Raw genomic sequence first — 14332 nt, forward strand, 5'->3', positions numbered from 1 at the left:
GACCTGGACGGCCAATGACGGACTCTCAATCATGGCGCTCGCGTGCGAAGGCTTTGTCGCCGCGGCCATCGGCCGACAAGCCGACCAAGCAAGCCGCACCCACAACGGTCAACAACGCACAGGCTCCGACTGCTAAACCGTCGCCTGAACAACATGCCCCCGACGGTTGGCAATCGCTCGATGCGGCAACGGCAATGCGATTGCTGTCGACACAGGCAGATCCCCGAAGCGATGTCGCAGACGCAGATCCCGGCCATCCGGATGAAACGCAACGACCGCGCCGGCGGCGGCTTTCCGGGGTGGAGTGGATCGGCATCATCGCCGTGTTGGGATTGTTGGTCGCCACGACGCTGATGTACCTCCGGCGACCGCAGGCTTCGACACCGACTGCCGAACAGACCGCCGATCGCGCTGCCCGTTCCCCGTCGAGCATCGCCCCGGATCCGGCGCTCAATGAAAAAGACCATCGCACGTCGCAAACCCAGCCGGCTCCTGATCAAAGGTCCAGAACAAGTGCCGACACGATCGCGAAAAACGTTCTGGCGGACGCCGGCGACGGTTCGTTTGCACTGGAAGGATCCGATCGCACGCCGGCCGCAAAAAAGCCCCGCGGTCGTCGACCTAAATCGCCTCGCAAACCGCCGCAGACGATGGATGCGGAATCGGCGAAACCGACCGAGTCGCCGCGGACAGCGCCGCCAGCTCCTGACCCAAGCTCGATTATCCCGGTCCAGCGAAAACCGCTGGAGCACACCCCGGAAAAGCCGATGCGAGAATCGGTTCCGCTGCCACCGCGATCACCCGCCTTCGTCTCGTTTGATCGAGTCTATGAGGTCGCATTTGAAAAGTACCAAGCGTACGCGGAACAAAAAGAGTCGGGGGCTTCATCGGAAGAGGCGGAAGTATTGCTGGGTGAGTGCGTGACACTGTTCCAGCAGTGCCTGGGTCGACCGCACAGCGAATCGACGCCCGAACAGCGTTTTCAGATCGCATCTACGCTTGCCATGCTGTATTTCGATGCCGGGCACCTGTATCACGCCGCGGTTTATGGGTTGTTCGTCACGCGACTGGCCGACGCCGGACAACCGATCACTCAGGCGGCCGCGACGCTCACGTTCGCCGCTCTGCAAGAAGCTCATCAGGTGCACTACACCGGCGCCGACCGTTCGGGTGACCTCGATCAGTTGTCAAAGCTGTGTGATCTCATTGCCCGCCGCGGCATCCAGCACCCGCAGTTGGACACGATGCGTTTCGCGACGGCACAGCTGTTCGAGCGTGACGGGTTTCATCTGACCGCGGCGCAGAACTATGTCAAAATTCCGCAACGTTCTCCCCTGTTTGCCAAAGCCCAGCTGGCTGCGGGGCGACAGTTCTGGGCCGAGGCGCTGCGCCGCGAGAAGGATGGAATCAAGAAACAGCACGGCGGAATCGTGAGCTGTGCGGCCAAGCACCTGCGTTCCGGGATCGACTTGGCCGATGCCGATCAAGCCCTGACATCGCCACAGCTGGCGGGCATGTTGTCGCTTGCCGAGATCTCACTGATGCGTGGTGATCCGCAGCAGGCGATTGAGCTGGTTGACGGCGAACGCGGGGTCATTCGACAAGCCAGGAAGTCCAAGATGTCCGACGCGTTTGTCACCGCTGCCCAGGAGTGTCTGTTTCAAGCCTATTCGCAAGCGGGTGATTTGCAGGGAATCCAGTCCTCGCTCGCCGACCTCTCCAAACGCTATGGCGCGAGCGGTCGTGACCGGATCGCGAGCCTGCAAACGAAAATCGCGAAGGATTACCTGGCCGACCTGGATCCCGATCAACCGGTCACGATGGAACAAGCTAAACAATTCGACGCGTTGCTGGAAACCATTTTGGATCCGAAGCGAAAGCCATCGGTCGGGGTGATGCTGTGGGCCGTCCAGGCGTGGTCCGAGCTGGAGACTCGGGCGAATGACAGACAGGTTCGATCGTTGTGTCAGTCGCGATCCGACCAATTGCTTCAAATCGCCGCTGAATCGAAGGAATTGAGCGAGGCCGAGAAGATGACATTGCGGCTGAAGCGAATCGATTTGGCGCAACGTTCCGGGGATGCGCCACGGGCACTCACGTTGCTTTCCGAAATCCTCCGTCAATCACCCGCCGCGATCGATCTTCAAATCAAAGCGGCCGAGGTGTTGCTGGCCGAAGCGAAAGCGACCGGCCACGCCGAGCGGTTTGCCGAAGCGGTGGGCGGACGCGGCGACGACACGATTTGGGGCTGGGCAAAACTGACCAATACTCTGGCGCGAATGCACTTCGACAACGACGACAAAACGCGTTACCTGGACCGGTTGCTCCTGGCCGGATTCCATCTTAACGAAAGTCGTCTCCTTCAGGCTCGCGCGACGACATCGCCCGACGAGCAACGTCGCTTGGTGGAGGATTCAAAGCTGCATCTGCGACAGTTGATCGCAACGTTTGCCCAGTCCTCCGACAAGTGGACGACGAAATTGCAAACGCTTCAGGGGATGGCTGACGCAATCGCGCGGTAACATGAGAGTGCCTAGCTGGACAGCGCCACTTTGGGGTAGCTACGCTCGCCAGAGCGTGGAAAACCCCGGGGATCCACCTTCTGGCGAAGGTAGCTACGTTCGACCGGCGATTCACGGTGTTTTTTGAGCAAAATGGCGCTGTCCAGCTAGCCTTTAGGCGATTCCCGGTCGCTGCTTCGCAGCGACAGCGGACAGCGGGCGGCGGGCGGCGGGCGGCGGGCGGCGGGCGGCGAAAGCCCAAGACCGCGATGTGAAGCGTCGTTCTCTTTCGGCAAGGGCCCGTAGGCTCGCGCCAAACGGCTGTTATTCGTTTGACATCAGCCGGTTCGCGCCGGTGCGAGCGGCCTCCGCGTTAGTCTTAACTTCGCGGTATCGGGCTGATGCCTGCGCACCAACCATGATGCCGTGTTCGCAATCGCTCCCTCACGGGATCAGCTGCATCGTTTTCATCCAATTGGCCGCTTGTTCGGGCCAGCGGGTGACGGGTTGGTCGGTGACGCGCAGTCCGTATCCGTGGCCTCCGGTCGCATAGACGTGAAGCTCAGCCGGGACGCCAGCTTCTTTGAGCGCACCGGCCAGGGTCAGACAATTGTGCACGGACACGCGATCATCAAACGCGTGCGCAAAGAACATCGGCGGCGTGTCCTGGTCAACCTGGATGTAATCGTGAAGCTGCGTCGTGCCCTTTTCCACTATGCCGGCGGCGTAGATCAACAGCGCAAAGTTCGGCCGGATGGAGACCTGGTCGACTTTGTCCACCGCTTCGTACTGACGATCTTCCTGAAAGATTGCGGTCAAACCCGCGGTTTCACCCCCGGCGGAAAAGCCCAAGATTCCGATTTTTTCCGGATCGATCATCCACTCGTCGGCACGGGATCGCACCAGACTCATTGCCCGCTGGGCGTCTTGCACGGCGGCCCGCCAACGGCGTTCCGGGTCGCGCGCCGGCACGCGGTACTTCAGCACGATCGCGGTCACGCCGAGTGTGTTCAGCCACTCGGCCACCTCGGTGCCTTCCAGGTCGTAGGCCAGGATGTGGTGTCCGCCGCCGGGGCAGATCACCACGGCGGTTCCGTTGCTTTGTTCGGCCGGTGGTTGATACACCGCGATCTGGGGCGTGGAAACGTTGCCCAGCTTGATGATCCGGCGTCCGGCGATCAATCGATCCTCCGGTTTCGTCTGATCCGCTTCGGCGGGCAGTGTTTTTGTCTCGCCCGGTGGCGTCCCCGGCCAGACGTTCATGACGATCGGATCGGCGGCGGCAAGGTGTGGTGATGTGGCGAAAACTGAACTGACAAGGAATAGGATCGACAGCGTGGATTTCATGCGATGTTCCAGGGGTTCGTGGATCGGATGCCGCCCATTCTAACTTCGGCGGCCAGACGGTGCGGCGAACTTCTCGGCACGTTCGTCCCCGAGTTTCGCCTTCGCCGGACCCTCGTTTCAGTCGGTCGGAATCGGGCAGTGGAATGGCAGAATGCTTCGGGGCAGAATGATGGGGTCGTAGGCGGGTGGCAAACGGTTGGTCCCGCCGACCACAAGTGGCACGCGTCGGCGGCATTGGGATATGCTGCAGGCGACGACGGTGACTTCCAGCGTCCGTTCCCCCTCGGCAGCATCCTCATTGCGATTTCCACTGACATGCCATCGCTCAGATCAACCTGTCTCGCGGCCACTTTGATCACGCTGATGATCTGTGTTCCTGCCCGCGGGCACGATTACTTCGCGATCCAAGTCGTGGACGACGTTTCGGGACGTGGCGTTCCGATGGTGGAACTAAAGACGGTCAACGACGTTCGCTATTACACCGACTCGGCCGGGATCGTTGCGTTTGACGAACCCGGCCTGATGGACCAAACCGTGTTCTTTCATGTCAGCAGTCACGGCTATGAATTCCCCAAGAACGGCTTCGGCTATCGCGGCACACGATTGAAGGTTCAGCCCGGTGGAACCGTGACGCTCAAGATCAAGCGGTTGAACATCGCCGAGCGACTTTATCGCATCACGGGGGCGGGCATCTATCGTGACAGCATCCTGGCCGGGCGCCCCGTGCCGATCGCACAGCCAGTTTTGAACGCGCAAGTCCTCGGATCCGACAGCGTCGTCAACGCCGTCTATAACGGCAAATTGTTTTGGTTTTGGGGTGACACGAACCGGCCCTCTTATCCGCTGGGCAATTTTGACGTGCCCGGTGCGGTGTCACGATTGCCGAGTGACGGCGGGCTGGACCCCGAAGTCGGCGTCGACTTGCAGTACTTTGCTGATCAAGACGGCTTTGCCAAACCGATGGCGAAGCTTCCGGGCGATGGCCCGACCTGGATCAACGGACTGATCACGCTGAGAGACGATGGAAACAAAGGACGCGAGCGGATGTTTGCCGCCTACGTCAAAATTAAACCGCCGCTGACGGTTTATCAGCGCGGGTTGGCCGAGTTTGACGACGCATCCAATCGATTCGAAAAACGCATGTCGTTCGCGATCGACGCACCGCTGTTTCCATTCGGGCATCCCTTTGTTCATGAAGACGACGGCGTCGACTATGTGTACTTTGCCGATCCGTTTCCCATCGTGCGTGTCCCCGCGACCGCCGATGCGCTGATGGATTTGTCTCAGTACCAGGCTTACACATGCTTAACGCAGGGCAGTCGTGTTGATGCGTTCGAAGTGGAACGGAGCGCTGGCGAGCCCGTGTTTGGTTGGAAGCCGGATACGATTCCGTTCACTCCCCAGCTTCAAAATCGGCTGGTCAAAGCCGGGCACCTCGATTCGGACCAGGGACTGTTCCGATTGGTGGACGAGCAAAACCGGCCGGTGACGATGCATCGCGGATCGGTGGCCTGGAATGTGTCACGGGACCGCTGGGTGATGATCGGGGTCCAACACGCGGGAACATCGATGTTGGGCGAAGTCTGGTATGCGGAATCCGAGCATCTGACCGGCCCCTGGATCAACGCCCGCAAGGTCGTCAGCCACCGGCAGTACAGTTTCTACAATCCGAAACAGCACCCTGTTTTCGCCAAGGACGACGGACGGGTGATCTTTTTCGAAGGCACGTACACGGCGACGTTCTCGGGAAATGATGATCCGACGCCCCGCTACGATTACAACCAAATCATGTACAAATTGGACCTTTCCGATCCCCGGCTGGGATTGGCGGATGGGAAGCACTAGCTGGACAGCGCCACTTCACGCTAGAAATATTGCGAATCGCCGGTCAAACGTAGCTACCTTCGCCAGAAGGCGGATCCTCGGGGGGGTCCACGCTCGCATCGAGCGTAGCTACGTCAAAGTGTTGCGGTCGTTCGTGGCAGTTCCTGGGAATAAGGGGCGAATCTTTTCTCTCACGTTGTTGCGGAAAATGGGTTATGCTGGTTGGCCATCTTCTCGATCGTTTGAGACCCCGTCCCACCCCGAACCCCGCATCTGCTTGGAGCCCTTTCTGATGAAACAGATTACCCGCCGCCAGTTCAACGCCGCATCGGCCGCATCGCTCGCCGGACTGGCGACCGCCGTCCACACCAGTTCGGCCGCCAAAGCTGCCGACAGCCCGAATGAAAAACTGGGCGTCGTGGTCGCGGGGGTGAATGGACGCGGCCAGTCGCACGTCGCGGGTTTCGGGAGTGATCCGCGTACGGAAGTCCGTGCCATCGTCGAGGTCGATTCCAAGGTCGCCCAGCAGCGTGCGGGATCGATCGAAAAACGCACCGGAAAGAAGCCGACCGTGTACCGCGACATCCGTGAAGCGTTGGAAAGCGACGATTTGCAAATCGTCACCTGCGCAACGCCCAATCACTGGCACGCCCTGATCGGGGTGTGGGCGATGCAGGCCGGGAAAGACGTCTACCTGGAAAAACCGATCAGCCACAATGTTAACGAAGGCCGCGCGTTGGTCGCGGCGGCCAAAAAGTACGGCCGCATGTTCCAAACCGGGACGCAATGCCGCAGCAGCAACGGCGTGATCGATCTGGTCAACTTTATCCAAAGCGGCGGGATCGGCGAAGTCAAATTGGCCCGCGGACTTTGTTACAAGCGACGCAAATCGATCGGGCCGCTCGGCGATTACCCCGTTCCCGATTCCATCGATTTCAATCTGTGGAGCGGACCGGCGACCTACACCGACCCCAAAGTGACACGCCAAAAATTCCATTACGACTGGCACTGGCAACGCCACTACGGCAACGGCGATTCGGGAAACCAGGGCCCGCACCAAACCGACGTCTCGCGTTGGGGCCTGGGGCTGGAACGCCACCCCAACTCGATCCTGACCTACGCCGGACGTCTGGGCTATCAAGCCGAACGGAAAGACCCCAGCTATGTCGACGCCGGCGACACCGCCAACACGCAAGTGTCGATCTACGATTACGGCGACAAGACCATCGTGTTCGAAACACGTGGATTGAGCGTCGACAACAGCGCGGACGATGAAATCAACGAATTGTTCGGCAGCAACCGGGGCAACAAGATCGGAGTCGTCTTCTACGGCAGCGAAGGCTACGCGATCCAAGGTCCGAATTATGAGAACGGGCGAATCTTTGACCTGAACAAGAAACCCGTGCGTGATTTCAAACACGACACCAAAGAAGACGGTGAGCTCAACGAGTTGCACATGAGCAACTTCATCGATGCCGTGGTCTCGCGAGATGGTTCCAAGTTGAATGCCGATGCGATGTGCGGACACCTGTCCGCATCGATCGCGCACCTGGGCAATATTTCCTACTACGTCGGCCAGGAAAACCGAGTCAGCCCCGATGACATCGCCGGCGCCGTCGAAGCCTTCGGGTCCTCCGACGATGACTCGGCAACCCTGCAGCGAACCCTGCGACATCTCCGCGACAACGGTGTCAAACCCGAAGTCGAACAGTTGTCGCTCGGACCGGTACTGAAATTTGACCCCGTCACCGAGCGATTCGCCGACAACGACGCCGCCAATGCGATGTTGACGCGTGAGTATCGCGACGGATTCGTCGTCCCGGATCCCGACAAGGTCTGATCGACGGGTCGGAAAGACGCCGGATCTGCCTCGTTGCGCCTCGTTCCAAGGCTCCGCCTTGGAACGCACTGCGGGTGTGGCTCCCGCCACACGCATCGCATGCAACCTGAGACGGAGCCTGGGATATGCAGAATCTGGATTCTGCGGTGGTTCAGAATTCAAGCGAGATCACCCTGCGGTGGATCGTCGACTCACAGCAGCCACCGGGCGGAGAAACACGAGTGACATCATCCGATTCGCGCAAGCGTTCGGGTACCCCAAGTGTTCGGGCACCAGCGTCGATGGAGGCCCGTAGGCTGGCGCCAAACGGCTGATCCCAAGCGGGTTCAGCGGAATCGAAGACGTGAACGAATCGAACGAGTTTGCGCAGCCCAGGCGGAGCCTGGGGAGAATCCCATTCCCAGGCGGAGCCTGGGAACGAGGTAGTCACCCGCGTGGCAGATTTTCTGTAACAGCCACGCCCCCCGGTCCGCTTGGTCAATCGTACGGGAGCGTCTTTGGACGCTCGTTCTCCCAAAACCGACGATTGCAGGCCCGGCGATATGGTCATTCTCGAACAAGGCAGCGAGCCGATTCCGGGCTATTTCTTGGCCGAAAAGCTCGGCGAAGGCTCGTTCGGAGTCGTCTGGTCGGCGGACGGACCGGGCGAAACCAGGGTCGCGCTCAAGTTCCTGGATTTGTACCAGGCCGGAGGGGCCAAAGAATTCGAGTCGATCTCGGCGATCAAGAACATCCGGCACCCCAACTTGCTGCCGATCACGGGATTCTGGTTGCTGGATCGATCCGGAAAACCGATCCGCGACGGCCGTGCGAATCGGTTTCGCCTGACGTCCAGCGAGCCGGCCACGCTGGTCATCGCGATGGTGGCTGGCGAGAAAAGCCTGGACGACGTGCTGCAAGACCACCGCTCGCACGGCCGGCCAGGGATCCCCTTGCCCGAGCTGCTCGACTACGCGGAAGACGCGGCCCGGGGATTGGACTTTCTCAACTCACCGCGACACGACCTCGGCGACGGGCGACGGGTATCAATCGCCCATCGTGACATCAAACCCGACAACATCTTGCTGGTCGGCGATGCCGCGGTGCTGTGCGATTTCGGAGTCGCCCGGCCGTGTTATGCCGAATCGATTCGCTCGACCGGGATGATCGGTTCACCCGCCTTCATTTCACCGGAAAGCATTTCCGGCAACGCCTCCGGCGGCGCCAGCGACCAGTATTCCCTGGCGTTGACGTACTACTACCTTCGCACCGGCGACCACGCGATTCGGGCGACCGATCAAGCGACCGCGCTGCACTGTCACGTCACCGGTGAACTCAACTTTTCCAAAGTCGGCCCGGCCGAACAACGCGTGCTCCAGCGGGCGACGCGGATGGAGACGAACGAGCGTTTCGAGTCGTGCCGGCAAATGGTGCGTGCACTCCATCGCGCCATCGCTCATTCGCCCCACGCGGCGCCGCCGGATACATCGATCACGCAGCTCAATGCTGACGTGACCGAGACCGCGATCGATCCCCGATTCGATTCCACAACGGCGGCCGCGGGCGACGGGGCAACCGCCGCGGCGCAACAGCCCATGTCAGTCGTCGGCAGGACAGGGTCCTGGCGGAAACAGAAACCCGGTCGCCATCGCGCGATCCGTCGCGTGATCGTCTCGGTCGTGATGGTCACACTCGCAGCCATCGCCGTGGTGTTCGTTTCGCGAGGTCCGGAGGCCCAAACGGAAAAACGGAGCAGCATGGTGGAACCGGCGACTAAAGACACACCGCATTCGGCGGATCGTCGCGTTACACCAACCGGTGCTCGCCAGGATCCTGGACAGGCCGCTTCAGCCGACGATCGTGCACTCCAGTCATCGCTGCCCGAAGCACTGCCGGTCGCAGTCCAGCCCGAACCGGATGTGGCAGAAGCCCCCGACGTGAACCTCGCTTCAACCCCATCGGACGCCGACGCGGAGTCGGCAATGGAATCGGTGGCGGAAGAAGCATTCACGCCGGAAACCACCGCCCCGGAAACCACTACGTCGGAAATCGTTGCACCGGCTCCCGCCTCACCGCCCGCCCCCGCCGAGACGATCAACGAAGATGACCTGACGATCGCCGTCTTCGCAAGACTCGGAGGAACGCTCAATCATGACCGAACGGAACTGGACCTGTCGGGAACGAAAGTGACCACAGCGGATCTTTCGCGACTGCGTTTCCTGCCGTCACTGGTTTCATTGTCGCTGGAAAACACACCCATCGGCGATGAAGCATTGGCAGAAATCGTTCGCCGGCAGCCGAAGTTGCAATCGCTGTACCTTGCCAAAACCAAGGTCACCGATGCGGGGCTTGAGCATCTGCGATCACTAACCGACTTGGTCCGCGTGGATCTTGCGTCATGCAAAGTCAACGACGAAGGGTTGGTGCATTTGCACTCGCTGGAGAACCTGCAAGCGGTCGGATTAAATTCGACGGCGGTCTCGCCAGCCGGGATGGAAACATTAAGCGAAGCCCTGTCACACCGGGCCGTGATCCAAGGCCCCGAATTCAGCCTGTTGGGCGGCAAGCGGTTCGACGTGATGCATTGAGGATGGTGGAATATCGGCTATTTCGCGGGATGAGCCGTCTGCCGCCAGCCTACGCGTCTTCCCATGATTCTGCCCCGAATCATTCTGCCATCCGTCCACCTGATTGACAGCGCACGGTCGGCAGTTGGGTGGAGAGGTAGGAATATTTTGGAGGTAAGAAAATTGGCAATAACGAAGGATGATGCATTTCATCATCTTCTTACCTCCGTAATCTTCTTACCCCAGCTTTCTCAACGGCTTAAAAAACGGGCCCCCGAACGCTATTGCTCAGTGTTTGTCTGGGGCAAACAGCGAAACTGCCAAAGGCGTTCCTGATGTGCCTCTTGTCTTCGCACGTAGCCCAGCAGAAGCGTGTATTCTGTGGGCCCCTCCGAACGTTCCGTCACGGTTGGCCCGACCGGCATCGCGTCTTGCCCGCCCCTGACGGATTTGGACTGCGCCCACCCGAGTAGAGCTGATGACCTGGATCGATTACGTCGTTGTTGCCGTTTACTTCATCGTGATGATCGCCATCGGCTTGTGGGCGATGGGACGTGTCAAAGGGCAAGAAGATTATTTCATGGGTGGACGTGGTTTCGGCAAACTGCTGCAAACCTTTGCCGCCTTCGGCGCCGGAACCGGGGCACACGAACCGATCCAGGTCGGCCGGACGGGGTGGACCAGCGGGCTGAGCGGCGTGTGGTCGGCGCTGATGTGGCTGTTCGTCACGCCGGTGTATTGGATCACCGCGGTGTGGTACCGGCGGATGAGGCATTTGACGCTCGGGGACTGGTTCGTCGAACGTTACGAGTCCAAAGCGCTGGGGGCCGCCTACGCCGTGTTTGCGATCGTGTTCTACATGTTCTATCTATCGACGATGTTGTCGGCGATCGCCAAATTCGCCGAGCCGTTGATGGGCATCGATCAAATCGCGGGGTTGGACCTGAAGTACGTCTTGATTCCGGGTTTGGCGGGCATCGTGATCGTCTACGGCGTCCTGGGCGGGCTGACGGCAGCCTACTGGACCGACTTGATTCAGGGGATTTTCATCATCCTGCTGAGCGTCTTGCTGATTCCCTATGGGCTTTGGGCGTTGGTCGAGGAATTTGGGGATCCGTCGACCCAGGGGTTCATGGACGGATTCAAGATCATGCACGAGCGTGTTTCCCCGGACTATTTCAGCCTGTTTACCGGTCCGAGTGCGGGCGAGTTTCCGCTTCAGTACATCGTCGCCCTGACGTTGTTGGCCTTGGTCGGGATCGTCGTCCAGCCGCACTTTATCGCGACCGGCGGCGGTTCGGCCAAAAGCGAAAACGAAGCCCGGATCGGATTGGTCGTCGGCAACTTTTTGAAGCGGCTGTGCACGGTCGGCTGGGCGATCACGGCATTGATCGCGTTGGCGCTGTTGGCCAGTCGGCCGGAATTGGCGGTCGACCCGGACTTGGTTTGGGGGATCGCCGCCCGCGAGATCCTCGGCCCGCTGAATCTGGGACTGGTCGGTTTGATGCTGGCGTGTTTGATGGCCGCGATGATGAGCTCGGCCGACACGTACATGATCGTCAGCTCGGCATTGATCACCCGAAACCTGTACGCTGCCTTTGTGAACCCGACGGCGACGGACCGCCAAAGTGTCAAAGTGGCGCGATTGACCGGGTTGGCGATCATCCTGGGCGCGTCGGTCGTGGCGATCACCATGGCCGACGTGTTTGCCCAGTTCACATTTGCGATCGAATTGCCGATTCTGTTCGCCGCCCCGTTCTGGATCGGCATGTTTTGGCGCCGCGCCAATCGCACCGCGGTGTGGATCACGATCGTGTTCTCTGCACTGTTCTTTTTCATTTTACCCGTCGTCATTCCGATGCTCTCGCCGGACATGCGATCGGACCCGCAGTGGACGACAACCACCAACCGCATCACCAAGTCCATCATGCGCGCTGCCACGCCCGCCGACGTCGCCCGACATGAAGCCTGGGTCGAAGCGATGGAGCAAGCCAAGGATGACCAGGCGATGCGCGACAAAATCGGCGCCGAACCGCCGCGTTGCCAAGTCGGGGATCAGATCGAAGTGATCCTGGTCTCCGGCGACAAGTCGATCTTTTGGACCGGCGGTGTCAAACCGGTCGGTGAAGATTCGTTGGAGATGATCAGCACGGTGCGCGAGGGGGCGACTTCGATTCTGACACAGCGACGCATCGGACAGTTGCGGGGCGAAGGACAACTGAAACTCGATTTCTTACTTTACCATTACATCGGAATCGATCTGGCAAATGTCTCCAAAGCGACGCTGGAAACGTTGAGGTTACCGACACGGGTGTTGTTGCCGTTTTTGGTTCTGATCATCGCCAGCTATCTCACGCCGCGAACCAGTGCGTCGGTCCTGGATCGCTACTACGCCAAGATGAAAACGGAGGTGGATCCGGACCCGGAAACCGACCGGCGGAATCTGGAAGTGTCGTACAGCGATCCGAAACGCTTCGAAGACCGTCGGCTGTTCCCCGGCACGGACATCGAAGCCCTGCGCCCGCGGACGTCCGACGTCGTCGGATTCGCCATCTCGGTCGCGGTTTGCTTCGCCGTGATCGCCCTGCTCGTCTGGTTGGCCGGCATCGGCGCCGCAGGGTAGGCGTCCGCTTCTTTCAGTACGATGGCCCTTCCGGGCCGTCGTCCTTCGGACTCGCTGCGACGACCTCGAAAGGACGTCGTACTGACCATCCCATAATTCGTTCGAGCCGTCACGTCTGCTCGTTGCTCCTCGTGCGGCCTCGCCACGCCCACCCGAAACTCTTGGCGAGTTCCGCTACCCGAACACCTCTCGAACCGCTTGGCCGCCGAAGACCGTCGGCACTTCATCGCGGCCGTGGTGGTTGTAAGTCAAACGATTGGCATCGATCCCCAAGGCGTGCAGAAGGGTGGCGTGGAAATCGTGTGGCGACACCGGTCGCTCGGTCGCCACGTAACCCAGCGGATCGGTCGCGCCGATGATCTGGCCGCCTTGTACCCCGCCGCCGGCCATCCAAATCGAATAGCCGGCGGGTGAATGATCACGACCCTTGCCCCGGCCCTCCATCGTCGGTGTCCGGCCGAACTCGCCGGCCCAAACCACCAACGTCGATTGCAGCAGGCCGCGCTGTTTCAGATCCGCCAGCAGTCCCGCAATCGGGACATCCGTCCGGGCGGCCATCTTGGTGTGGTTGCCTTGGATGTTGCCATGAGCGTCCCAGCCCCCGACGCGGACTTGCACAAAACGCACGCCGCGTTGCACCATCCGGCGGGCCAGCAGGCACGCCCGGCCGACGGTTTTCGCTTGCGGTTGGTCGATCCCATAAAGCGTTTGCGTCTGCTGTGTTTCATCGGCGATGTCAAACAGTTCCGGTGCGGACGTCTGCATTTGAAACGCGGTTTCATAGGATTCCAGCCGCGCCCGTAATTCGCTCTGTCCCGCAGCGTTCTGTCCCGCAGCGTTCTGTCCTGCAGCGTTCTGTCCCTCAGCGTTCTGTCCCGCAGCATCTTGGCCGGTAGCGTGCTGGCCACCGAATCGTTCCAGATGCCGCCTGTTGAACCAGCGGATCAATTCCAGTTGATCGCGTCGCTGCCCAACGCTGGTCTGCGGCGGCATCTCGACGTGCCGGATCCCTTTGACCGGATCGACAATCGTGCCTTGAAGCCCCGAGGGTAAAAAGCCGGATCCCCAACCGGCCGCTTGCGGAAACTGCATTCCATCGCTGTGCAAATTCATGCCGACAAACGCCGGCAAACTCTCGTTGGCCGTTCCCAATCCGTACAACGACCAACTGCCGATACTGGGGCGGTCTCCAGCGGCGGTTCCTGTCAAAGCGACGCACTCGCCCGGACCGTGGACCGGATTGTTGTGTTGCATCGATCGGATCACGCACAGATCGTCGATGTGCCGGGCCGTATTGGGAAGCAAGGTTGAAACGGGGATTCCACTTTCACCGTACCGGTCGAAGGTCCACGGCGATCCCATCAGGTTCTTCAGCCCGGCCCGTTTGATTTTGGGGACCGTGCGGGCGATGCTTTCGGGCACGTCCTTGCCGGCGAGACGTTCGAGTTCCGGTTTGGGGTCAAAGGTATCGACTTGGCTGGGACCGCCGGACATGAACAGGAAGATCACACTCGACGCCGTCGCGGCGTGGTGAGTCGCCAGTGCCCCTTCCGTTTCGCGGTGATTCAACAGATCAAACGCTATCGCACCGGCACCGAGTCCGCCGCCGTAGAGAAACCGTCTGCGGTTGATCCAGTCGTGTCGTGACATG

Annotated in this window: 7 protein-coding genes; 5 read left to right on the forward strand and 2 right to left on the reverse strand. The window is 60.4% G+C overall.

The features are described 5' to 3' along the window. Window positions 1–14: 14 nt before the first annotated feature. Window positions 15–2522, forward strand: coding sequence for a hypothetical protein (locus Mal15_RS30460; RefSeq protein WP_147871206.1), 2508 nt, complete (start codon window positions 15–17; stop codon window positions 2520–2522). A gap of 423 nt (window positions 2523–2945) precedes the next feature. Here Mal15_RS30460 and Mal15_RS30465 read toward each other — a convergent pair whose 3' ends face one another. After that, on the reverse strand, window positions 2946–3848 hold the full coding sequence (locus Mal15_RS30465) for an alpha/beta hydrolase (protein ID WP_147871207.1): 903 nt from the start codon (window positions 3846–3848) through the stop codon (window positions 2946–2948). A gap of 363 nt (window positions 3849–4211) precedes the next feature. Between Mal15_RS30465 and Mal15_RS30470 the strand changes: the two genes are divergently transcribed. From Mal15_RS30470 to Mal15_RS30485, 4 genes are all read left to right on the forward strand, one after another. Beyond that, on the forward strand, window positions 4212–5693 hold the full coding sequence (locus Mal15_RS30470; RefSeq protein WP_147871208.1) for a hypothetical protein: 1482 nt from the start codon (window positions 4212–4214) through the stop codon (window positions 5691–5693). Between the two features lie 271 nt (window positions 5694–5964). Beyond that, complete coding sequence (locus Mal15_RS30475) at window positions 5965–7512, forward strand: Gfo/Idh/MocA family protein (RefSeq protein ID WP_147871209.1); 1548 nt, start codon at window positions 5965–5967, stop codon at window positions 7510–7512. A 542-nt stretch (window positions 7513–8054) separates the two neighbouring features. After that, on the forward strand, window positions 8055–10079 hold the full coding sequence (locus Mal15_RS30480) for a protein kinase domain-containing protein (protein WP_147871210.1): 2025 nt from the start codon (window positions 8055–8057) through the stop codon (window positions 10077–10079). A gap of 457 nt (window positions 10080–10536) precedes the next feature. Next, window positions 10537–12681 (forward strand): sodium:solute symporter family protein, encoded by a 2145-nt coding sequence (locus tag Mal15_RS30485; protein ID WP_147871211.1) that lies wholly within the window; start codon window positions 10537–10539, stop codon window positions 12679–12681. A gap of 174 nt (window positions 12682–12855) precedes the next feature. Here Mal15_RS30485 and Mal15_RS30490 read toward each other — a convergent pair whose 3' ends face one another. Further along, on the reverse strand, window positions 12856–14331 hold the full coding sequence (locus Mal15_RS30490) for a DUF1501 domain-containing protein (protein WP_147871212.1): 1476 nt from the start codon (window positions 14329–14331) through the stop codon (window positions 12856–12858). Between the last annotated feature and the right edge of the window lies 1 nt (window position 14332).

This window comes from Stieleria maiorica, from assembly GCF_008035925.1.
GTDB lineage: Bacteria > Planctomycetota > Planctomycetia > Pirellulales > Pirellulaceae > Stieleria > Stieleria maiorica.

What these genes read in the sequence shown, in the direction of transcription:
- Mal15_RS30460 (WP_147871206.1), top strand. Translation starts at nt 15, where the DNA reads ATGACGGACTCTCAATCATGGCGCTCGCGTGCGAAGGCTTTGTCGCCG.
- Mal15_RS30465 (WP_147871207.1), bottom strand. Translation starts at nt 3,848, where the DNA reads ATGAAATCCACGCTGTCGATCCTATTCCTTGTCAGTTCAGTTTTCGCC.
- Mal15_RS30470 (WP_147871208.1), top strand. Translation starts at nt 4,212, where the DNA reads ATGATCTGTGTTCCTGCCCGCGGGCACGATTACTTCGCGATCCAAGTC.
- Mal15_RS30475 (WP_147871209.1), top strand. Translation starts at nt 5,965, where the DNA reads ATGAAACAGATTACCCGCCGCCAGTTCAACGCCGCATCGGCCGCATCG.
- Mal15_RS30480 (WP_147871210.1), top strand. Translation starts at nt 8,055, where the DNA reads ATGGTCATTCTCGAACAAGGCAGCGAGCCGATTCCGGGCTATTTCTTG.
- Mal15_RS30485 (WP_147871211.1), top strand. Translation starts at nt 10,537, where the DNA reads ATGACCTGGATCGATTACGTCGTTGTTGCCGTTTACTTCATCGTGATG.
- Mal15_RS30490 (WP_147871212.1), bottom strand. Translation starts at nt 14,331, where the DNA reads ATGTCACGACACGACTGGATCAACCGCAGACGGTTTCTCTACGGCGGC.